Origin of the sequence: Acinetobacter sp. S4397-1 (assembly GCF_024129285.1) — a bacterium.
Lineage (GTDB): Bacteria > Pseudomonadota > Gammaproteobacteria > Pseudomonadales > Moraxellaceae > Acinetobacter > Acinetobacter lwoffii_C.
The window spans coordinates 158,741-180,734 of record NZ_JAMXXZ010000003.1 but is presented as its reverse complement, the minus strand read 5'-3'; the positions used below and the strand labels follow the sequence as shown (position 1 = coordinate 180,734).

Below are 21,994 nucleotides of genomic sequence, written 5' to 3'. Positions count from 1 at the left end.
AGAGCTAAAACTGAGCAGATGATGCATGAAATGAGGAAAACAGCGAGACTATTGCCAAGTTTTATAACGAAATCTGAGAAGTTTTAGCTCCATGCGCAAGAACAAAGCATAGATGAAGTGTTAACACCCCCAAATCTATCAGGCTTTAAACTTTAGTCAGTAAAACATCTAACACGGCCTGATAGTGAATCTGAATATCGTCTTGCAAAATCTTATAGGCATTATCGTACTGTACCATTGGCCAGCCTTCTTTCCAGAACGGAAAAATATTATGCAGGTCATGTGTGACAATAGCATCTTCACGGGCAATCGCCTGTGCGATCTGGGCCAGTACAAAAGCGGTTTCTGCGCCATCAATTGCCAGATAATCAATGCCGCGTGCTTTTAAAATGCGGATACGGTCTTTCTTATAGCGAATCTTTTTAATCTGAGCTTCATTTAAGTGCAAGGCCAGTGCAACGGCTTCCACGAATTTCGCTTCAAATGACTGATGCAGGGCGACCAATGCCTGTTTGTGCGCTTCCTGACGACCCGCTTTACCACCCTGACGAATGACTTCTAATGCTTCAGTATCGAGTTCATCATTCTTCATACTTTGAAGAATGTCTAGAATTTCGATGTCGCTTAAAGCCTCAGGAGATTGATCAGTCATACACTGTCCTTAAAAATAATCTTTAATTGACTATTTTCGCACAAATCACGACTAAAAAACTAAAATCTTGTACTGTCAGTGCCGATAAGTCTAAAAATTTTGTTGAGCCTATCATTCTTGGACAGATCCTCTATAGTAGGGCCAGTCTCTTCCGCAATTCTGGTTTCATAATGCGCACCGAACAGGTCAGTCTTCTGTTACAGCAACTGCAATTGCTTTATCCCGCTGCCTTTAAAAGAAATTATCTGTTCTATAGCCAACTGAAGACACACGGTATACTGCTAGAAGATCGCAAGGCAATAATTTCCTGGATTCTGGCCGGCATGATTTTTATACCGGTCTGCCTGTTGTTACGGGATTTTTTGCAGCTCTCATTTCCAAAACTGTCTGCCTTTCAGACGCAAAGCATAGCTATCTTGATAATCCTGCTCTTTCTGATGCTGGTGGTGCCTTTCATCCTCAAGCAGGTCAAACATTCTTCTTATTCTCTTTATCATGTCTTGCGCTATGCTCCACTCAAATTGACAGTGGTCATTATTTTAGAAGGTTTAAATCTGCTGCTTCTGGAAAATGAATGGGTCATGTGGGGCTTGTTCTTTTTTGGTCTAAGCGTTGGATTTGTGCGTATTTATAGAGAAAACCTGTTTCGTAGCAGTACCCAAAACCATGAATATTATCAATTGCAACAACTCCGCCGCGCGTGTTTCTGGGCTTATCGTCAAACCGTTGCCCTGCGCCTGCAATTAATTTTTTCTGCTAAAGATCACCCACAATATAAACAACGCAAACAGCAGCTCGAGCGCTATGCCGAGCTTTATACCCGTTTGCTCAAGTCTGAATATGAGTACTGCAAAACGCTTAAATATCTCGATATAGAGACCTATCTAAATGAGCGGCACTAAGCCTGATCTTCTCCAGTCGTTTTAAATCAGCTTTTTACAAGGCCAAGCTTCAGTGATGGAATTTATGCGGGTCCATGAGAGATGATTCACATCTTAAGTCGCAAAACTGATTGAAAATAAAGCATTCGTAGAGAAATTTGCTTGCCAAGCTTTATTTCGTCCTCTATGATTGCGCACATGCCCGAGTGGTGAAATCGGTAGACACAGGGGATTTAAAATCCCCCGCCCACAAAGCGTGCCAGTTCGAGTCTGGCCTCGGGCACCATTTTAATTCTGGTTAAAATGGTGCAATGAAAAATCCAGCATTAAGCTGGTTTTTTTGTGCCTGAATTTTCTTTGCCCCCCCGAAATCTTCATGTCAGAATTAAAATCATTCAATTTCGCCAGATTACAATTACAGCATCCCGATGCTTTTTTTCTGAAACTGCATTACAGTCGCTTTAAGTTTAGTACGCTACAAAAAATCCAGTTTGTGATTGCCCTTAATCTGCTATCGCTGCTGATTTGTCTGCTTTGCAGTCTGGGTTCAATTGCTTTGGAATATTATTTCTTTCATGAAGCCCAAGCAGCCTTTAACATGAGTTTGATGCTGCTCATTACGCTATTTTATCCTTATATGGCCTATATCCAGTATCAGGCCAAGTTCAGTTCCAAAGTCTATGCCGCACATCTACAGCACTGTCTGTATCTGCACATTCCAATCTTCTTGGGTCTTCTACTTAACCTTTATCTGATTCATTCGGACTGGCTGGTTATCCTGAGTATGCTGCTGGTTTCGGTTTTATTAGGTGGAGCTGCTATTTTAGAGCCGTTTTTTAAGCCTAATACAAGCGTTCTGGATCAGGTTCGACTGCAAAAACTTCGCCAGCTCGCCTTCTGGGCCTATCGGCAATCGCGTTCTCAGTCTCCACAATATGTCCCCGATCAGCCTGATCTGCCCGCCTATTATAAAAGCCTTCATATACGCTGCATGCAGGAAGAACAGCAACTTCTTCAGCGTATCCGCTTCACCAGCTTTAAAGACTATTTTAAGAACACATAAAAAAGCCCTGTATTTACAGGGCTTGAAATGATTGGGTGTTACCATTCACGGTTAGCGACCAGCTCCTCCACCTCGAGATCAAACAGACCCAGCTCCTGTACCACCATCATCATGGCTTCTGCAATATAATCTGCAGCCGTACCATCCAGAGAAGAATCCAGATCTTCAAATTGCGGCTTCATGGCATTAATTTCAGCAACCGCAAGATGTGCAAGCGGATACACCTCTTGCTCAGTCAAACCGGACTTTGACACTTTTTCAGCGAAACGCTCAATGTGCTGCTTAACTTCAGCAACCAGAATATCGGGATAATATTCATCATCGAACATAGGGAGAAGTAAATCTGCAAACATTACAGGTACTCTAAAAGATGATAGTCAAATAAGCGTGCTATATAACACATTGCTGATCAAAAGCCAAACAGCACGCTGTTGCCACCTGTCTTCCAGTTATTAAATTGCCTGCTGCATCGCCTGCCAGACCTTGATTGCATCTACGGTGGCTTTTACATCATGGACACGTACCATGCAGGCCCCTTGCTGGATACTGAGTAAATGTGCGGTTGCCGAGCCTACTGCGCGCTGCTCTGGGTCTGTAGCGTCCAATACCGCTCCAATAAAACGTTTACGTGATAATGCCGATAAAATCGGATAGCCCATCTCAGTCAGTTTATAAAACTCTTGAAGTAATTTCAGATTTTGCTGGGCATTTTTAGCAAAGCCAAAGCCTGGATCAATCATGATATGTTCAGGCCTAACTCCCGCGTCCAGAGCATCCTGAACCCGCTGGCCCAGTTCACGCATGACGTCCTTAGTGACATCCTGATATTGATCTAGATTGTTCATGGTGGTCGGCTCACCACGCATGTGCATGACAATCACGGGGATATTCAACTCTGCCGCAGTTGCTAATGCCAGCGGACGAGTCAGCGCACGTACATCATTCCAGATATGTGCGCCTGCTTTGACCGCAGCCTTAATCACTTCTGGCTCTGAAGTATCAATGGAGATAATCACATCATGTTTGGCCAGTGCCTCAACCACCGGCACCACTCGACGGATTTCTTCTTCTACTGTGACTACAGATGCACCGGGACGGGTAGATTCCCCACCAATATCAATAACTGTTGCACCTTCTGCTAGCATAGCCAGTGCCCGCACGAGTGCAGCATCTTTAGAGTTGTGTCGTCCGCCATCGCTAAAGGAATCTGGAGTCACATTTAAAATCCCCATTACCTGCGGCTGAGACAAATCCAGGGTTAAACGACCAAAATTCCAGATTTGTGGACGTAGCGGCTTCAGCTGCATGTGTAATCTCCATGATAAATTTGCGACTTATTGTCCATGTTCTATCAGACAACGCAAGCTGTGTTCTGCCTGGCCTGTAAAAGAATCAGGCATGATGTTCTAAAAACTGCTCTAGTTTGGCTTTTACCTCGAACCATTCGTTCTGAAGAATACTAAACATCACCGTATCACGAATGGTCTTGCCATCTTTTCTTAGGGTATGACAGCGTAGGGCACCCTCTTGTCTAGCACCTAAAACCTGAATTGCTGCCTGACTCCACAAGTTCAGATGATCAGTTCTAAACGCAACCACTTGAGCCTGTAAGATTTCAAAGGCATGTTTCAGCAATAAGTATTTGCAGGCTGGATTGACATGAGTATCCTGAAATCTTTGTGCATACCAAGTATAGCCAATCTCAAGTCTAGGAATTTCTGGCTTAATATCATGATCACTGATTGAACCAATGGCTCGATTGCTCTGCTCATCAATCACTGCAAAAGCTAGACCTTCATCCCTCGCCTGCTGCACTAAAGCTTTCTCAATATAGACTTCAACTGTTTCTGGATAAGGTGCAGAGGCATAAAAAACCTCTCTCAATTTATCATCAGCACAGGCAAGTTTCAGATTCTCCATATGCGCTCGATAAAGGCTCTAATCGTACTCCGTATCCACTGGAGACTAATAAATTCGTGTTGATTTTATAGCTCTTTTATTTTTATAAGCTCCGCAATTTAACCTACTTTGCAGCAATTTTTATAGTTATAAAAAAACCACCCGAAGGTGGTTTTAATTTTTCACTTAGTTCGCTGGTAATGGCGGAGGAGTCATCGGACCATCGTTCGGTGTTACATCAATTACAGGGTTTTCTGCAACATACACCTTCGGTGGTTGAGGCTCACGACCTTCCATGATGTCTCGAATCTGTTCACGATCAATCGTTTCCCATTCCAGCAGGGCTTTCACCATTGCATGTGCGATATCTTTGTTATTTTCAAGGATATCTCGTGCAACCTTGTATTGCTCATCAATGATGCGGCGAACTTCAGTATCCACCTGTTGCTGGGTAGCTTCAGAAATCGTACGACTACCAATACTGCCCATGAAAGATTGCTGTGAATCATCTTCATAGACCATGACGCCCAATTTGTCAGACATCCCGTATTTGGTCACCATTGCACGTGCCATTTTAGTTGCACGTTCAAAGTCATTCGATGCACCTGTTGACATCTGGTTAATAAAGACTTCTTCTGCAATACGGCCACCAAACAGGATTGAAAGCTCATTCAGCATCTTGTCTTTATAATGACTGGTCTGGTCGTGTTCAGGCAACTGCCAGGTCACACCTAACGCCCAGCCACGCGGCATGATCGTTACCTTATGCACCGGGTCTGTACCTGGAAGCATTTCAGCCACAATCGCATGACCAGCTTCATGATAAGCCGTTGCACGACGCTCTTCCTCACGAAGTACCATCGATTTACGCTCAGGCCCCATATACAACTTGTCTTTGGCATCTTCAAAGTCATGCATGTCGACCGTGTTTTTGTTACGGCGTGCGGCAAATAATGCTGCTTCGTTTACCAGGTTGGCCAGCTGTGCACCAGAGAAGCCCGGTGTACCACGCGCCAGCACTTTGACATCGACCCCTGTGGTAGAAGGCAGTTTTTTCAGGTGAACATTTAAAATTTGTTCACGACCTTTAATGTCTGGCAGGCCAACCATCACTTGACGGTCAAAACGGCCCGGACGCAGTAAAGCTTTATCCAGCACGTCTGCACGGTTCGTTGCAGCAATCACGATAATGCCTTCATTACCTTCGAAACCATCCATCTCAACCAGCATCTGGTTCAGGGTCTGTTCACGTTCATCGTGACCGCCACCCGTACCTGAACCACGGTGACGACCGACTGCATCAATCTCATCAATGAAAATAATACATGGCGCATGACGTTTTGCCTGTTCGAACATGTCACGCACACGAGATGCACCCACACCGACAAACATTTCAACGAAGTCAGAACCTGAAATACTAAAGAATGGAACTTTGGCTTCACCAGCAATTGCTTTGGCCAGCAGGGTTTTACCTGTACCCGGAGGACCGACCATCAATACGCCTTTGGGAATGGTCGCACCAAGACGTTTGAACTTTGCAGGATCTTTAAGAAAATCAACAATTTCAACTACTTCTTGCTTGGCTTCATCACAACCAGCCACATCAGAAAAGGTCACTTTGATCTGGTCTTCAGAAAGCATTTTCGCTTTAGATTTACCAAAGCTCATCGGGCCATTCTTGCCACCTGCGCCACCACCCATGTTGCGCATAAAGAACATGAATAACAGAATGATCAAAAGCACAGGGAAACTTGCAATTAGCAATTGCATGAGCAGACCTTGGCGCTGAGGTGCTTCACCTTCAACCACCACATTATTCTTAATCAGGCTTGGCATCAGTTCAGGATCCTGAACTGCCGGACGAATACTTTCAAACTCTGAACCGTTTGATTTTTCGCCACGAATCCTTTCGCCGTCAATTGTAACTTGTTTAATTTGGCCAGCATTGACCGCGGCAACGAACTCTGAATAGTTCATTGTAGTCGGTTGATTGCGGTCACTGACGTTGCTGAAGATGAGCACCAGCACACCCAGTATCACGAGCCACAATACGGCATTCTTAAAAAGATCGCTCAAAGCTTTATTTCCCATTCCAATCTAATTTGATCTTGCCCTCAAGGGGTGACCTTAATCAATATGCTGCAAATCGTTTTGCAATAATGTAAAAATGTACAAAATGCACAATTTTTAACGCCTTGGCAAGTAAACTTTATTTTAAAGCTTTCTTGCGACCCTGTCCCACCAGAAAGACTTCTTTAGAACGGGCACGTGATGCAGCAGGTTTAACCGTCTTCAATACATCAAAACTGTTCACGACTTCTTTACGGAATTCATCAAAGCCGGAACCCTGGAATACCTTGACGATAAACTGCCCTTTCGGTCCCAAGACTCTATTGGCAAAATCCAAAGCAAGTTCACATAAATAGATTTGACGCGGTTGATCTACAGCCTTATTACCTGATGTATTGGGGGCCATATCCGAAATTACAACGTCTACTGTGCGTCCGTTTAAAATATTTAACAATTTATCGAATACTTCTTGCTCACGGAAATCGCCTTGCAAGAAGGTCACATCGGGAAGCGCGTCCATTTCCAGAATATCCGATGCAATCACCAGACCTTTATCACCCACCAGTTTACCGGCGATTTGCGACCAGCTTCCGGGTGCAGCCCCCAAATCCACTACTGTCATGCCAGGTTTGATGATGTTGTATTTTTCCTGAATCTCAAGCAGCTTGTATGCAGCACGAGCACGATAACCTTCTTTTTGTGCTTTCTTCACATAAAAGTCATCTAGATGCTCTCTCATCCACGCACGACTACTTTTGGATAACTTCTGATTGGTAATGCGTGTTGCCATAACTCTCTAAATAAAAAAAACTTCCAATTTGGGATTGTACGTGAAAAACACAGTTTTTGCAGTATACATGTGTATCTAAATCTCAGTTTAGCTGCCGAAATACCAGCCTCTTGTCCTTGATAATTTCCTTAGAATTTACAGCGTTTATTCTTTGCTTTTGTTATACTCAGTCGTTTTAAAATTCAGGTTATCTCTCATGGCATCTTTATCTATTCAGGAACGTAAGCGTTTGCGTCAAATCGGACATGCATTAAACCCGGTCGTTATGCTGGGCGACAAGGGCTTGTCTGAATCTGTGGTTGAAGAGCTGAACCGCGCCCTTAATGATCATGAACTGATTAAGGTTAAAGTGGTTGCAGAAGACCGTGAAGCGCGTGCTGCAATGATTGTCGAGTTGGTCGATGTTACGAGTGCTGAATTGGTACAAACCATTGGTAAAATTGCCCTAATTTACAGAAAATCGCCAAAACAAAACCAGAAACTGTCGAATCTTGTCCGTTTTGCTCATCTGTCTAACTAAGCACAACATCTATTATGGCGAGTTATGAACTAAGCGCTTTTGATCGCCGTTTTCAGGCTATCTCTCTGGTGGGAGCTATTGAACCGCAAAACCCATGTAGCTTGAATGTGGGTTTCTGGTTGCGTGATCCAAATCAGTATGTATTGTGGCCAGATTTAGTGGCAGCCCATCCACGTCAGGATTTCTTATGGGAGCAGACCTGCTTTGAAATTTTTATCGGGGTTCGGGGTGAGGATTTCTATCGTGAAATTAACCTCTCTCCTTCTCAAGCCTGGCAGGCCTATCAATTTGAAGAATATCGCTATCCAGAGGACATGCCTCCTCAAGCAGCAAATGATATTGAGTTAAATCAGCTCAAGCGTACTCATTATGGCCTGAATGTCAGTCTGGATCTGACCGACTTTATGTCCAGCCATGAATTAAAGTGGTCTGACCTCTTTATTGGCCTGTCTGCTGTGCTTAGCACCACTCAAGGCACACAGTTCTATGCCATGCAGCACAGTAGTCCGCAAGCGGATTTCCATAATAAACGTGACTGGTTGCACGTATTTTAATGCCAACGGCGTCAGTTCAAAAAGTCAGATCAATGTGAGGCCTTCAGTCTCACATTTTTTTGATGATTAGCCCTATAAAAATTTATTTAAATGATAATTTTTTAAAATTAAGTTATTGAAGCGTTTCTGAAATATCTGAAATTTACTGTTTTGCAGAAAAAAGAGGTTTTGTTATTTCGAATCCTTTTAGAAAAAAACAAAAAAATTAAAAGGATAATAAAGCAATATGATTAGTTATGTTTTCATAAAGCCTTGACCGAAATGTAAAGGAGAACACTGAAATGCTCTCCCTTAATCTTATTAGATGATGCTTGCCTTATCGCTCAACTTCCCAGCCCCGACTTTTTATCAGACTCTTCAGTTTTCAATTCCGGTTGTGCTGGTTCTGCGATCTTATTTTCTTTAATCACCAGTTTTACTTTCTTCAGGACTTCAATTGTACTGTCTTTAGAGCGTTTCAAGGTGCCCGTTAAAAGCTCTTTATGTTTGCTGGAAATCTGCGTGACATCCTGTTTAAACTCTTTACCCAGACTGGATAAGTCTTCAAGTACCGCAGTAAATTCGATCTTGATAAAGTTCTTCAGTTCTTTTTGTGAGCCAAACCATTGCTCCTTTATGCTATCAACACGCTGAAGCACATCCTGACTAAATTGACGTAACTGTTCCTGAACCGTATCGCTTAACTGCTTCGCTTCAACTTCCAGCTTTTCTTTACTTTGCCCGATACTTTCAAGCGCCTGTTCCTTGGCTTCCACTGTGGCCTTTTCCAGTTGCTCTGCAGTTGCAGCAACGACTTTGTTTAACGGCTTCTTGGAATTGGTGGTTTTGGATGCTGTAGTCATGAATCTTGTTCCTGTTTTTATTATGACCCGGCAATATTATGTGGATTTGATCAAACTTAGAATCTGATTTGTCAGACAATGCCAACTCGCTTACATTTTTCTAACACTGTCAAAAAACAGACTTCATAATAAAAAGCAAGGGATTTATCTTACACTTTCGTACCAAAGCTATTGGACTTGGAAACTGTTTCTGCGTATAATGCCGTGTTAAGTTCAAGCGAGCAGACATAGGGAGGGTGGGTTTTAAAGCAGCCTTCCTTTTTTTTCGTCTTCTCGCTTTTTTACAGCCTAAATTTCAGGAGCTTTGGTTTGAGCACCCCAGCAATTTTAGCCCTAGCCGACGGTACTATCTTTAAAGGTACCTCAATCGGTGCATCGGGTAGTACGACTGGCGAAGTCGTTTTCAACACTGCCATGACTGGCTATCAAGAAATTTTGACTGACCCGAGTTATGCACAGCAGCTTGTCACCCTAACTTACCCACATATTGGTAATACAGGCTGTAATGATGAAGACACTGAGTCAGGTCGAATTCATAAAGTATGGGCCAACGGATTGATCATTCGTGACTTGCCTTTATTGCATAGTAACTTCCGTGCAGAGCAATCACTTGGTGATTATCTAAAACAACACAACATTGTAGCTATCGCAGACATCGATACACGTAAATTGACACGTATTCTGCGCTCTAAAGGCACACAAAGTGGCTGTATCCTTGCTGGCGAAAATATCACTGAAGAAGAAGCATTAGAAAAAGCACGTGCTTTTGGTGGTTTAACTGGTTTAGACCTTGCAAAAGAATGCTGTGACCCTGAAGGGTTTGAGTGGACTGAAGGCTCTTGGGAGCTGGGTAAAGGCTTCTCTCAACCAGAACTTAAATTCCATGTTGTTGCATACGATTACGGTGTCAAAACCAACATCCTACGTATGCTTGCAGACCACGGTTGTAAATTGACTGTAGTTCCTGCACAAACTCCTGCAGAAAAAGTCCTTGCTCTGAATCCAGATGGCGTATTCCTGTCAAACGGCCCTGGCGATCCGGCAGCATGTGACTATGCAATTGAAGCTGTAAAAACAATTGTAGAAGATGCGCGCAACATTCCGGTATTTGGAATTTGTTTAGGCCACCAGATTCTTGCGCTTGCCTCAGGTGCTAAAACGGTGAAAATGCCTCACGGTCACCACGGTGCCAACCATCCTGTACAAAATCTTGAAGATGGTACAGTGATGATTACTTCACAGAACCACGGCTTCGCGGTAGATGGCGAAAGCTTGCCGGCCAACCTTAAAGCAACGCACAAATCTTTGTTCGATCAAACCCTGCAAGGGATTCATCGTACAGACAAACCTGCGTTCAGCTTCCAGGGGCACCCTGAAGCAAGCTCTGGTCCGCATGACAGCGCGCCATTGTTCGACCATTTCATCGAACTTATCGAAGCATCTAAGAAGTAATTAAGGAGCAAATAATGCCAAAACGTACGGATATTAAAAGCATCTTAATTATTGGTGCTGGTCCTATTGTTATCGGTCAAGCCTGTGAGTTTGACTATTCAGGTGCTCAAGCATGTAAAGCGCTGCGTGAAGAAGGTTACCGTGTTATTTTGGTTAACTCGAACCCTGCGACTATTATGACTGACCCAGCAATGGCGGATGCAACCTATATCGAGCCAATTACTTGGCAAACGGTTGCAGCCATCATTGAAAAAGAACGTCCAGATGCAGTCCTGCCTACCATGGGTGGTCAAACTGCATTGAACTGCGCACTTGCACTGGATGCCAACGGTATTTTAGAAAAATACAATGTTGAACTGATCGGTGCGAGCAAAGAAGCCATTGAAAAAGCCGAAGACCGCAAACTCTTCGACCAGGCAATGCGCAAAATCGGTCTTGAGTGTCCAAAAGCGGCCATTGCTGAATCAATGGAAGAAGCGCTGGAAATTCAAGCACGTTTCGGTTTCCCTGTCATTATCCGTCCATCTTTCACCATGGGTGGTTCAGGCGGTGGTATTGCGTATAACCGTGAAGAATTCCTTGAAATCTGTGAACGTGGTTTCGATCTTTCTCCAACCAAACAGTTATTGATTGATGAATCTTTAATTGGCTGGAAAGAATACGAAATGGAAGTTGTTCGTGACAAAAACGACAACTGTATCATCGTTTGTTCGATTGAAAACTTTGACCCAATGGGTGTACACACCGGTGACTCCATCACTGTTGCACCTGCGCAAACATTGACTGACAAAGAATACCAATTGATGCGTAATGCATCTTTAGCGGTTCTTCGCGAAATCGGTGTAGAAACTGGTGGTTCTAACGTTCAGTTCGGGATCAACCCCGAAGATGGCCGTATGGTGATCATCGAGATGAACCCGCGCGTATCACGCTCATCTGCCCTTGCCTCTAAAGCCACTGGTTTCCCGATTGCGAAAATTGCAGCGAAACTGGCTGTGGGTTATACCCTGGATGAACTGAAAAATGACATCACCGGCGGTACAACTCCTGCGTCATTCGAGCCTTCAATTGACTACGTGGTTACCAAAGTTCCACGTTTCAACTTCGAGAAATTCCCACAAGCTGATGCAACGCTGACCACCCAGATGAAGTCGGTGGGTGAAGTGATGGCAATCGGCCGTAACTTCCAGGAATCTGTGAACAAAGCGCTTCGCGGTCTTGAAGTAGGTTCATGTGGTTTTGACGAACAAATTGCCCTGGGCATTGAAGGCGCACGCGAGAAGATTCTGCAGGAACTTAAAGTGCCGGGTCCAGAGCGTATCTGGTATGTGGCTGATGCGTTCCGTCATGGCTTTAGCTTAGATGATATCTTTGAAGCCACCAAGATTGACCGCTGGTTCCTGATCCAGATTGAAGACATCGTTAAGACTGAAAATGAAATCAAAACTTTAGGTTTTGGCGATTTGAATGCAGACAACATCCGTTCGTTCAAACGCAAAGGTTTATCTGACCTGCGCATCGCGAACCTGATGGGTATTTCACAAAAACAATTCCGTAAGCACCGCTGGAACCTGGGTGTAACGCCAGTTTACAAACGTGTCGATACTTGTGCAGCAGAGTTTGAATCTGATACAGCGTACATGTATTCAACTTACGATGAAGAGTGTGAATCAAATCCATCAAGCAAAGACAAGATCATGGTGATTGGTGGCGGTCCGAACCGTATTGGTCAAGGGATCGAGTTCGATTATTGCTGTGTACACGCGGCGCTTGCCATGCGTGAAGACGGCTATGAAACCATCATGGTGAACTGTAACCCTGAAACAGTATCTACCGATTACGACACTTCAGACCGTTTGTACTTTGAACCGATTACATTGGAAGATGTACTTGAAATCGTACGTACTGAAAAGCCTAAAGGCATTATCGTACAGTATGGCGGTCAAACTCCATTGAAATTGGCTCGTGCTTTAGAAGAAGCAGGTGCACCAATTATCGGTACCTCTCCAGATGCGATTGACCGTGCAGAAGACCGTGAACGTTTCCAGCAAATGATTCAACGTCTGCAACTTCGTCAGCCAAATAACAGCATTGTTAAATCTGCTGAAGAAGGTATCGCGGAAGCAGCAAAAGTAGGTTATCCACTGGTTGTACGTCCATCTTATGTACTGGGTGGCCGTGCGATGGAAATCGTATATAACGAAGAAGAGCTGAAACGCTACCTTCGTGATGCAGTTCAAGCCTCTAATGATGCCCCTGTCCTGCTTGACCGCTTCCTCGACGATGCGATTGAAGTTGACGTAGATTGCGTATCTGATGGTAAAGACGTGGTGATTGGTGGGATCATGCAGCACATTGAGCAGGCTGGTATTCACTCGGGTGACTCTGCATGTTCGATTCCTCCATATTCTTTATCCAAAGATGTACAGGATGAAATGCGCCGTCAAACTGTGGCTATGGCCAAAGAGCTTGGCGTAATCGGTCTGATGAACGTTCAGTTTGCTGTAAAAGGTGAAGATGTTTACATTCTGGAAGTGAACCCACGTGCATCACGTACTGTGCCGTTCGTTTCTAAGTGTATCGGCGATTCTTTAGCGAAAGTTGCTGCACGTTGTATGGCGGGTCAATCTTTAGAATCTCAAGGATTTACTAAAGAAATTATCCCGACTCACTTCGCTGTTAAAGAAGCGGTATTCCCATTCAACAAGTTCCCGGGTGTTGACCCGATCCTTGGCCCTGAGATGAAATCGACAGGTGAAGTGATGGGTGTAGGCAAAACATTTGGTGAAGCGTTCTATAAAGCTGTATTAGGCTCAAATGACCGTTTACCAGGCCTGCCAACCGAAGGTGAAATCAAACATGCTTTCATCTCTGTACGTGATTCCGATAAACCGCGTGCAGCAGGTATTGCGAAGCAACTTGCTGATTTTGGCTTCAAAATTATCGCAACTGGCGGTACTTATGACGTCATTAAAGCAGCCGGTATTGAATGTGAGCGTGTGAATAAAGTAACCGAAGGCCGTCCAAATATTGTGGACCGCTTGAAAAATGGCGAAATTCACCTCATTATCAATACCACTGAAGGGAAGCAAGCTCAGCAGGATTCATTCTCAATCCGCCGTTCTGCACTGCAGGGTAAGGTGTATCACACCACGACCCTGAACGGTGCTGACGCTGTATGCCAAGCTCTCGCTATTAAATTGCCAATGGATGTATATCGTTTGCAAGACTTACAAACAGTAGGTTAATTCGTTACTGAGAAGTCCCGTCACCTTCTTGGTGGCGGGCTTTTTTCATTTCTAGACTTTATTTTTTTTAATTAATGAGGGACAACTATGCAACGTTATCCTATGACTCCCGAAGGCAAAGAAGCCTTAGAGAAAGAATTACATCAACTGAAAACTGTAGACCGTCCACGTATTACTGCAGCGATTGCGGAAGCGCGTGAACATGGCGACTTAAAAGAAAATGCGGAATATCATGCTGCACGTGAGCAGCAAGGTTTCTGTGAAGGCCGCATTCAGGATATCGAAGGTAAACTTGGTGCTTGCCTGGTGATTGATGTCAAGGAGCTTGAGCAAAATGGGCGTGTAGTTTTTGGTGTCACGGTAACGATTGAAAACCTGGACACTGAAGAACAAAAAACCTATAAAATCGTAGGGGATGATGAAGCAGACTTTAAGATTAATAAAATCTCTGTCAACTCGCCGATTGCACGTGGCCTTTTAGGTAAAAATGAAGGCGATGATGTGAAAATCGTAACCCCACAAGGCGAAGTGGAATACGAAATAGTAAAAGTTGAATATCTTTAAGATTTAAGACGATTAAATAAAAAGCCCCTCGATTGAGGGGCTTTTTATTCTAAATTCACCATTAAACACTATAGAAATCAATTAAAAATGTTTATGCTTTTTCAACATTCAATACAACCGATTCCAGACTTAGCATGCAACTTATTTGGTTTAGACAAGATTTAAGAATTCATGATCACACGGCACTTTGGCATGCTCGCCAAGCGGGTGAATGCATTGCACTGGTGGTTTTATCACCTACTCAGTGGCAACAACATCAAGATGCTCCAATTAAAATTGATTTTTATCTTAGACAACTCCAGCAACTCAAAAACAAACTTGCTCAGTTAAATATTCCTCTTATTCACCTCATCACCCCGCTCTGGAAAGATCTACCACAACAACTTCTAAAGCTTTGTAAAACACATCACATTCAAAATGTACATGCCAATATTGAATTAGGTATCAATGAATTAAAAAGAGATACTCAAGCACAGAAACTCCTTGAATTGAATGGTGTAGGTTTTGAGTTGTATCATGATCGAACGCTTTTTATAGTCGGAAATATACGCAATAAAAGCGGACAGCCCTACCAGGTTTTTGGTGCATTTAAAAAACAGTGCTACGAGCAGTTAAGTATCAGTATTCCCACTTGTTACCCAACTATTGAGGCACAGCCCCCAATAGCACCTCATGATGATTTTTCACGTCTCTTGCCCAGTTTTGAAGCGATTTATCCAGATCAGCACATCTCAGAAGAACAACAAACACTTTGGCAAGTTGGAGAACATCATGCCGGGGGTATATTAGATGATTTTATTAAGCATCGAGTCAGCCATTACCACTTAGAACGAGATTTTCCTGCACTCAATAGTACAAGCCAACTTGCTGCTTATTTGAATACTGGAATTCTGTCTATTCGCCAATGTTTAGCAGCATTATTTGGTCATACAGGTTATCTTCATTTTGACAATCAAGGTCAGCAAATATGGTTAGATGAACTCCTATGGCGTGAATTTTATCAACATATCTTGTTCGAATTTCCCCGTGTATCAATGTCTTTGCCCTTTAAACAAGATACTCAGCGTATTCAATGGAGACATGCACCTGAAGATTTACATGCTTGGCAGCAGGGACAGACAGGCATCCCTATTGTGGATGCCGGCATGCGGCAACTACTCGCTACAGGTTGGATGCATAATCGCGTTCGCATGATCTGTGCGATGTTTTTATCAAAGAATCTATTAATTGATTGGCGTCATGGTGAAGCATGGTTTATGCAACATTTAATAGATGGTGATTTGGCTGCAAATAATGGTGGATGGCAATGGTGTGCATCTACAGGAACTGATGCTGTACCCTATTTCCGTATTTTTAATCCTGTCAGTCAATCTCAAAAATTTGACTCTAACGGTGATTATATTCGTAAATGGGTGCCTGAGATTGCGCATTTAGATGCCAAACAAATTCATGAACCTTATGCAAAAAATTCAAATCCAGATCTGGATTATCCACGCCCTATTGTTGATTTAAAAAGTAGTCGAGTACGTGCAATAGAAGCTTTTCAGCATTTAAACCAAACTCAGTTATAATGGGTTTGAAATTATTAAGTCTGTAAATTTCATGTCTGAACGTTTAGTTAATTCCCCGGTAAAGCATTGGTGCGAATTCGAGTTTATTTCCAGAACAGTGAAGAATCCGAATATTCACATTAAGGGGAATTATAGTTATTACTCAGCCTATTGGGATCAGGGCTTTGAACGTTGCGTGGTTCGCTATTTGCATGACAAGCCCTCGACACCTGAGAAGCCGATTGATCAACTTTATATTGGTAATTTCGTCTGTTTTGGCGCCGAATGCGTGATCATGATGGGTGGCAACCAGTTGCACCGTACTGACTGGATATCAGCATTTCCATTTGATACACGCAGTTTTGTACCGGCAGGTGACACTATCATTGGTAATGGCTGCTGGATTGGTTCACGTGCCATGATTATGCAAGGCGTGACACTCGGTGAAGGTGCTATCGTTGCCACAGGTGCAGTCGTGACCAAAGACGTGCCACCTTATGCGATTGTCGGTGGTGTACCTGCCAAAATTATGAAGTACCGCTTTCCTAAACAAGATATAGAAAAACTGCTTTCCCTCAAAATCTATGATATAGATGAAAAGCAGTTTTTAAAAATGCGTGAACAATTGCAGACGGATGATGTAGAATGTCTAGTAGAATTTTTAAGCAATTAAAACCATGATTAAGTCATTAAAATTTTAAAAGATTAAGCATGCAAGGTATTTTGAGTTTTGTAAGTGAAAATCCAATTTTATTTACTATATTATTCGCACTTACGAATATCTTATGGCTGATCTTCTCTTTTTATCAAAAACATAAAAATGATAAAGCTCTAATTGATCATAAAGCTGAAAAAGACAAAGAGTTAGAAAGCTTAAAACATAGTTTCGGATTAGAACTTGAAAGAAAAAAGAAAAATTTTGGTATAAAACAAGAAGTTTACGGAGACTTCTTTAATAATTTAGACAAGTTTCAATCAAAAGCACAAATTGATTCTCAGAAGTTAATGAACCTTTATATGCATAACTTCTTAATTGATTATGTTAAAGCTTCAGAAACAAATGATACCGATGCAATGGCTAAAGCGATTAGCGCATATCATCAAAACCTTCAAAGCTTTTTTACAAATTTGTTTGATGAACTTAATACGTTACAAAATGAATGTAATCGTTTGAAGTTCTTCGCTCCTGAAGAAATTAGGATAAAATTAAAAGAAATAACTATAGGTTATGAACAAATTTTCAAAATGACTAATCAGTATGTCAGCAACATTTCTAACTTATTTTTTGATGAATCAGCACAAAATGAAATAACTAAAAAATTTACAGCAGATATTCAACCTATTTCTATGAAGTTAAAAATCGACATGGAAACTATAGAGAATCTACTAAGATCAGATTTATTTTCATAATTAAAACATAAAAAAACTCACTCAATCGGAGTGGGTTTTTAGAATATGGTGGCTATGACGGGACTTGAACCTGTGACCCCCGCATTATGAGTGCGGTGCTCTAACCAACTGAGCTACATAGCCTTAAACTGTGCGCGCATTATGGGATTTTCTTTAAAGAGCGTCAACCCCATAATGCACTGTTTGATCAAAATTTGTTGAAGTGAGCCGATAAGCCGGGTTCTGTCGAGAACGATCATTCCTCTAGGCGTACAATCACTCATACGCTCAAGCGACCTACCCGGATCCAGCATGGGCCATGCCTAACGGATCCCTATTTGGTCTTGCTTCCGGTGGGGTTTACCATGCCATGAACTGTTACCAGTCATGCGGTGCGCTCTTACCGCACCCTTTCACCCTTACCTCCGGTTCCGATTGCTCAGAACCACAATGAAGGCGGTCTACTCTCTGCTGCACTTTCCGTCGGCTCGCGCCGCCCAGGCGTTACCTGGCACCTTGCCCTATGAAGCCCGGACTTTCCTCCCCTGCTTCAATCACGGAGATTTCCACAGCAGCGATCGTCTGGCTCACTTCGAGCCGCATAGTATCAAATCTGACAACTAATTGCTTGATGTTTTTTGAGCAGTCAGTTTTTCATACTTGGCCTGTAGCTGTTCCTGCGTCTCTACATGGTTCGGATCAAGCGGAATACAGTCTACAGGACAGAATAACTGGCACTGCGGTTTGTCATGATGTCCGACGCACTCGGTACACAGATCAGGATTGATCTCATAAATGAGTTCCCCCATATAAATTGCCTCATTCGGGCATACAGGTTCACAGACATCACAATTGATACATTCATCGGTGATATATAAAGACACTCTACCAACCTTGTTGAAGTTTACGCTCGAAGGCAGCAACCACATTTGGTGGAACAAATTTGGTTACATCCCCTCTTAAACGAGCAATTTCACGCACCAATGTGGATGAAATAAATGAATATTGCTCTGAAGGCGTTAAAAATACCGCTTCAAAATGAGCATCCAGTTGACGGTTCATATTCGCTAGCTGAAATTCATACTCAAAATCAGACACTGCACGTAAACCGCGTAATACCGCTGTTGCCTTCTGTTCACGGAAGAAATTCACCAGCAAACCGTCAAATCCTACAAATTCAACATTGTCCAAATGGCTTAAGGACTGTTTGGCTAGCTCAACTCGCTCTTCCAGACTAAATACCGGATTTTTATGATGACCAATGGCAATAGCCACCACAACTTCATCAAACATTCTTGATGCACGTGTTACCAAATCAATATGACCATTGGTAACTGGATCAAAAGTTCCCGGATATATCACACGAGTTTTAGACATCCATTTGTACTCTGTTTGTTATGTAGGCCGCTATTTTAGCAAAATCTTGATTTTTGTTGAAGAAACTCCACTAATTTAAACTCTTCAACTCAATAAAAGTTACGGTACAATAGCTTTAACTTTGGAAGTGTCGGATTATGGCGAAAGTAACTGTAGTTAAAAAAAATAACGGCGGAACGATTGCACTCAACAAACGTGCCCGTCATGATTATTTTATTGAAGAAAAATTTGAAGCTGGACTTTCCTTACAAGGCTGGGAAGTCAAATCTTTACGTGCGGGCCGTATGACCATTGTAGAGAGCTATATCACCTTTAAAAATGGTGAGGCTTTCCTGTTCGGGGCGCAAATTCAACCTCTGCTCAGTGCATCTACGCATGTCGTGCCGGAAGCCACACGTACCCGCAAGCTGTTATTGAACCGCCGTGAAATTGAAAAACTGATGGGCGCGATTAACCAGAAAGGTTATGCTTGCGTACCATTGGCCTGCTACTGGAAAGGGCCAAATGCCAAACTGGAAATTGCCTTGGTAAAAGGTAAGCAGCTGCATGATAAGCGTGCGACTGAAAAAGACCGTGATTGGCAACGTGATAAAGCACGTTTATTTCATAAATAAGAGCTGAACCCGGTCAATAAAAAACCTCCCTAGTACGGAGGTTTTTTATACTTTTAAACTTTGCCATGTAATCTGGCTAGCGTAAGGGCAATATACTCCCCAAACCAGAGTGCAGTCTGCAAATCCCCTTCTGGCGGTGTCACTTCAACCGGTGCATTATCCGACTGGGTCATCAGTCCTAAAAAGCTCGACATGCGGTTCAGGTCTGTTGCAGAACGGCCGGTCGGCATCAAAGGCAAACCCGACCACAACATGCCATGCTGCATCGCAAACAGGTTAATCTGTTGTAAAACAGCCAGCTTGTCACCACTTAACCCTCCACCATTGGTAAATGCAGCAGCCAGTTTCCCCTGCCAGCTACGTGCTACCCAGCGTTTGGACGACTGCTCCATAAACAGTTTCATCGCCGCCGTCAGACTTCCCATATAGGTGGGGCAGCCAAAAACAATCGCATCACTGGCGTCCAGTAACTCCCAATCAATCTGCTCAACATTCATCATATGTACCTGAACACTTGCCTTTTGCACACCTTCAGCAATAAAGTTTGCCACTTTAGCCGTGTGTCCATAAGGACTGTGATAAACAATCGCAACAGATTTGGAAGATAGGGACATAACAATCAAAAACCAGTAATTTCAGTCAAGTTTAACAGTTTCAGGCCATAAACACGAATGTTGCCATACGCCCGGTCTTGGCTTCACGGCGATAGGAAAAGTATTCATCGGCCTGAGTATAAGAACACTGATCGCCGCCCAAAACGGTTATTATCCCGTGTTGCTGCAAGATGTAACGCGCAATTGCATACAGGTCGGCATAGTATTTTCCGGTCTGCTGTCCAGCCTGAAATGCGCTGTCCAGCTCAGGATATTTTGAACAGAATGCCTCTTTCACTTCTGTACCCACTTCAAAGCAAGGCTGGCTGATGGCCGCACCCAACCAGGCCCAGACCGGCCGGGACTGCATACTGGCAATGGTATTTTCAATAATTCCACCCGCTAGGCCCCGCCAGCCAGCATGCAGGTTGGCAACCTCGGTTCCTTCCCGATTCACCAGCACCACCGGCAAACAGTCTGCCGTCATCATTATGAGGGCATGCGCTTTACGCTGCGTCACCAGACCATCTCCCACCAGTGCTTCAAACGGGAGCTGCTCATTAATAGTATGGCAAATCGTGCTATGCGTCTGGGTCATCCAGGTGATTTTATCCACACCGAAAGGCTGAAAATCCTGTAGCAGCTGAATGCGATGCTTGTAGACACGTGCAGCCTCATCATTCACATGCAATGCCAGGTTAAAACCTGCAAGCTCCGGCTGCAGAGATGGCTGAACCTGATCATGATGGACACGGGTCTGACCCACATATACCCCTTGAGGAAGTCCTGCGACAAATTGCATCTCGATTCCTTATACTGATGACGGCCTAGATAGAAAAATTAATACGCTTTGTTTTCGCTACGCAGTACTTCAACCAGATGGGCGAAATCTTCTGGCCACGGCGCTTCAAACATCATTTCCTCATGGGTACGTGGATGAACCAGTCCGAGCTTAGCGGCATGCAAGGCCTGACGCTTAAAACCGCGTAGAGTATCCTCAAGGAGCTGCGATGCACCTGCCGGCAAACGTACACGCGGCATATATACCTGATCGCCAAGCAGCCCATAGCCTAAATAGCTAAAATGCACACGAATCTGATGAGTACGACCAGTTTCCAGACGCGCCTGAACACGGGTGAAATGCTGGAAACGCTCTTTCACGTTGTAGTGTGTGATGGCATCTTTACCGCCGGGCAATACCGCCATTTTGACGCGATCCACCGGGTGGCGTTTGATCGGTTCATCAATGGTACCACCAGCAATAATATTGCCGTAAACCACCAGATCATACAGACGATACACCGATTTCTTTTCCAGCTGTTTACTTAAAGCAAACTGAGCCTCAAGGTTTTTTGCCACCACCAATAAACCACTGGTGTCTTTGTCGATTCGGTGTACCAAACCTGCGCGCGCCAGCTCAGACGATTTTGGATAATAATGCAATAAGGCATTGACTAGAGTTCCTGAAGTATTGCCTGCACCCGGATGCACCACCATACCCACCGGCTTGTTAATGACAATAATGTCATCATCTTCATATACAATGTTTAACGGAATATCTTCCGGCAGGCTACGGGTCTGTGATTCAAGCTCAACATTGAGTGTTAATGTTTCAAAACCGTCACTTTTAAATTTGGGCTTAACTGGTTGACCATTCACCAATAAATTGCCCTCTTTAATCCACTGCTTGAGTTTTTCCCGAGAAAAGTCACTCCAGACCATTGCAGCAATCTGGTCGATACGCAGGCCGATATAAGTTTCATCCAATTGAAATTGCAACGATAAACGTGTTGCAGTTGGTTCTGAAGTATGGTTATCTGCATCCTCAGAATCTTCAAGTAAATTGAAATCAGTCTCAGGGATATTAGAATTGGAAGATTGTGCTTGACTCATTTGCTCATTCAGACAAAAGTGGTTTAATAGTGCAATTGTAGCT

22 protein-coding genes, 2 tRNA genes, 1 other RNA gene and 1 pseudogene are annotated in these 21,994 nt (G+C 43.4%); 12 read left to right on the top strand and 14 right to left on the bottom strand.

Annotated features, from left to right (window positions below; translation table 11 throughout):
• Positions 1 to 145: 145 nt before the first annotated feature.
• Positions 146 to 652: a hypothetical protein gene (locus NI467_RS03430; protein ID WP_151203920.1), complete on the bottom strand. Its 507-nt coding sequence runs from the start codon at positions 650 to 652 to the stop codon at positions 146 to 148.
• A gap of 170 nt (positions 653 to 822) precedes the next feature.
• On the opposite strand from NI467_RS03430, the gene NI467_RS03425 reads away from it, so the two are divergent.
• The 3 genes from NI467_RS03425 to NI467_RS03415 all read left to right on the top strand — a co-directional run bounded on the left by NI467_RS03425 (position 823) and on the right by NI467_RS03415 (position 2,596).
• Positions 823 to 1,554 carry a hypothetical protein gene (locus NI467_RS03425; protein WP_253150915.1) on the top strand — a complete coding sequence of 244 codons (732 nt, stop codon included), beginning with the start codon at positions 823 to 825 and terminating at the stop codon, positions 1,552 to 1,554.
• A 179-nt stretch (positions 1,555 to 1,733) separates the two neighbouring features.
• A tRNA-Leu gene (locus NI467_RS03420) sits at positions 1,734 to 1,819 on the top strand.
• A gap of 90 nt (positions 1,820 to 1,909) precedes the next feature.
• Positions 1,910 to 2,596 (top strand): hypothetical protein, encoded by a 687-nt coding sequence (locus NI467_RS03415; protein WP_253150913.1) that lies wholly within the window; start codon positions 1,910 to 1,912, stop codon positions 2,594 to 2,596.
• Positions 2,597 to 2,634: 38 nt separating this feature from the next.
• On the opposite strand, the gene NI467_RS03410 is transcribed toward NI467_RS03415, so the two are convergent.
• From NI467_RS03410 to rlmE, 5 genes and pseudogenes are all read right to left on the bottom strand, one after another.
• Positions 2,635 to 2,949, bottom strand: coding sequence for a DUF5713 family protein (locus NI467_RS03410; RefSeq protein WP_151205849.1), 315 nt, complete (start codon positions 2,947 to 2,949; stop codon positions 2,635 to 2,637).
• 99 nt (positions 2,950 to 3,048) lie between these two features.
• Complete coding sequence (folP, locus tag NI467_RS03405; RefSeq protein ID WP_253150911.1) at positions 3,049 to 3,903, bottom strand: dihydropteroate synthase; 855 nt, start codon at positions 3,901 to 3,903, stop codon at positions 3,049 to 3,051.
• A gap of 85 nt (positions 3,904 to 3,988) precedes the next feature.
• Positions 3,989 to 4,580: pseudogene (locus tag NI467_RS03400) on the bottom strand (GNAT family N-acetyltransferase).
• A 101-nt stretch (positions 4,581 to 4,681) separates the two neighbouring features.
• Complete coding sequence (gene ftsH, locus NI467_RS03395; protein ID WP_151203915.1) at positions 4,682 to 6,571, bottom strand: ATP-dependent zinc metalloprotease FtsH; 1,890 nt, start codon at positions 6,569 to 6,571, stop codon at positions 4,682 to 4,684.
• Positions 6,572 to 6,704: 133 nt separating this feature from the next.
• Positions 6,705 to 7,355: a 23S rRNA (uridine(2552)-2'-O)-methyltransferase RlmE gene (gene rlmE, locus NI467_RS03390; protein WP_151203914.1), complete on the bottom strand. Its 651-nt coding sequence runs from the start codon at positions 7,353 to 7,355 to the stop codon at positions 6,705 to 6,707.
• Between the two features lie 196 nt (positions 7,356 to 7,551).
• On the opposite strand from rlmE, the gene yhbY reads away from it, so the two are divergent.
• Positions 7,552 to 7,875, top strand: a complete 324-nt coding sequence (gene yhbY, locus NI467_RS03385) for a ribosome assembly RNA-binding protein YhbY (RefSeq protein ID WP_151203913.1) — start codon at positions 7,552 to 7,554, stop codon at positions 7,873 to 7,875.
• A gap of 14 nt (positions 7,876 to 7,889) precedes the next feature.
• On the top strand, positions 7,890 to 8,429 hold the full coding sequence (locus NI467_RS03380) for a DOMON-like domain-containing protein (RefSeq protein WP_253150909.1): 540 nt from the start codon (positions 7,890 to 7,892) through the stop codon (positions 8,427 to 8,429).
• Between the two features lie 323 nt (positions 8,430 to 8,752).
• Here the strand turns inward: NI467_RS03380 and NI467_RS03375 are convergent, their stop codons facing one another.
• Complete coding sequence (locus NI467_RS03375) at positions 8,753 to 9,271, bottom strand: hypothetical protein (RefSeq protein WP_253150907.1); 519 nt, start codon at positions 9,269 to 9,271, stop codon at positions 8,753 to 8,755.
• 309 nt (positions 9,272 to 9,580) lie between these two features.
• Between NI467_RS03375 and carA the strand changes: the two genes are divergently transcribed.
• The 6 genes from carA to NI467_RS03345 all read left to right on the top strand — a co-directional run bounded on the left by carA (position 9,581) and on the right by NI467_RS03345 (position 17,495).
• Complete coding sequence (gene carA / locus NI467_RS03370) at positions 9,581 to 10,723, top strand: glutamine-hydrolyzing carbamoyl-phosphate synthase small subunit (RefSeq protein ID WP_151203910.1); 1,143 nt, start codon at positions 9,581 to 9,583, stop codon at positions 10,721 to 10,723.
• 14 nt (positions 10,724 to 10,737) lie between these two features.
• Positions 10,738 to 13,971 carry a carbamoyl-phosphate synthase large subunit gene (gene carB, locus NI467_RS03365; protein WP_253150905.1) on the top strand — a complete coding sequence of 1,078 codons (3,234 nt, stop codon included), beginning with the start codon at positions 10,738 to 10,740 and terminating at the stop codon, positions 13,969 to 13,971.
• Between the two features lie 87 nt (positions 13,972 to 14,058).
• Entirely contained in the window at positions 14,059 to 14,535 is a 477-nt protein-coding gene (gene greA, locus NI467_RS03360) for a transcription elongation factor GreA (RefSeq protein ID WP_151203908.1), read from the top strand.
• 134 nt (positions 14,536 to 14,669) lie between these two features.
• Positions 14,670 to 16,106, top strand: coding sequence for a deoxyribodipyrimidine photo-lyase (locus NI467_RS03355; protein WP_151205844.1), 1,437 nt, complete (start codon positions 14,670 to 14,672; stop codon positions 16,104 to 16,106).
• 31 nt (positions 16,107 to 16,137) lie between these two features.
• Positions 16,138 to 16,758, top strand: coding sequence for a CatB-related O-acetyltransferase (locus NI467_RS03350; protein ID WP_253150895.1), 621 nt, complete (start codon positions 16,138 to 16,140; stop codon positions 16,756 to 16,758).
• A gap of 38 nt (positions 16,759 to 16,796) precedes the next feature.
• On the top strand, positions 16,797 to 17,495 hold the full coding sequence (locus NI467_RS03345) for a hypothetical protein (protein ID WP_253150893.1): 699 nt from the start codon (positions 16,797 to 16,799) through the stop codon (positions 17,493 to 17,495).
• A gap of 46 nt (positions 17,496 to 17,541) precedes the next feature.
• Here NI467_RS03345 and NI467_RS03340 read toward each other — a convergent pair.
• The 4 genes from NI467_RS03340 to coaD form a co-directional block, all read right to left on the bottom strand.
• Positions 17,542 to 17,618 (bottom strand) — tRNA-Met (locus tag NI467_RS03340).
• Positions 17,619 to 17,690: 72 nt separating this feature from the next.
• Positions 17,691 to 18,068, bottom strand: an RNA gene (gene rnpB / locus NI467_RS03335) — RNase P RNA component class A.
• A 26-nt stretch (positions 18,069 to 18,094) separates the two neighbouring features.
• Complete coding sequence (locus tag NI467_RS03330; protein WP_151205646.1) at positions 18,095 to 18,358, bottom strand: YfhL family 4Fe-4S dicluster ferredoxin; 264 nt, start codon at positions 18,356 to 18,358, stop codon at positions 18,095 to 18,097.
• A 1-nt stretch (position 18,359) separates the two neighbouring features.
• Entirely contained in the window at positions 18,360 to 18,851 is a 492-nt protein-coding gene (gene coaD / locus NI467_RS03325) for a pantetheine-phosphate adenylyltransferase (RefSeq protein ID WP_151205645.1), read from the bottom strand.
• Between the two features lie 137 nt (positions 18,852 to 18,988).
• On the opposite strand from coaD, the gene smpB reads away from it, so the two are divergent.
• Positions 18,989 to 19,465, top strand: coding sequence for an SsrA-binding protein SmpB (gene smpB / locus NI467_RS03320; protein ID WP_151205644.1), 477 nt, complete (start codon positions 18,989 to 18,991; stop codon positions 19,463 to 19,465).
• A 53-nt stretch (positions 19,466 to 19,518) separates the two neighbouring features.
• Here the strand turns inward: smpB and NI467_RS03315 are convergent, their stop codons facing one another.
• From NI467_RS03315 to rluD, 3 genes are read right to left on the bottom strand one after another with little or no spacing between them, the layout of a single operon-like run.
• A complete protein-coding gene (locus tag NI467_RS03315; protein ID WP_253150891.1) occupies positions 19,519 to 20,079 on the bottom strand; it encodes a flavodoxin family protein in 561 nt (186 codons plus the stop codon).
• Between the two features lie 40 nt (positions 20,080 to 20,119).
• Positions 20,120 to 20,860: a peptidoglycan editing factor PgeF gene (gene pgeF / locus NI467_RS03310; RefSeq protein WP_253150889.1), complete on the bottom strand. Its 741-nt coding sequence runs from the start codon at positions 20,858 to 20,860 to the stop codon at positions 20,120 to 20,122.
• A 38-nt stretch (positions 20,861 to 20,898) separates the two neighbouring features.
• The gene (gene rluD / locus NI467_RS03305) at positions 20,899 to 21,951 is read right to left on the bottom strand and encodes a 23S rRNA pseudouridine(1911/1915/1917) synthase RluD (RefSeq protein WP_151205840.1); all 1,053 of its coding nucleotides are present in this window, start codon (positions 21,949 to 21,951) and stop codon (positions 20,899 to 20,901) included.
• Between the last annotated feature and the right edge of the window lie 43 nt (positions 21,952 to 21,994).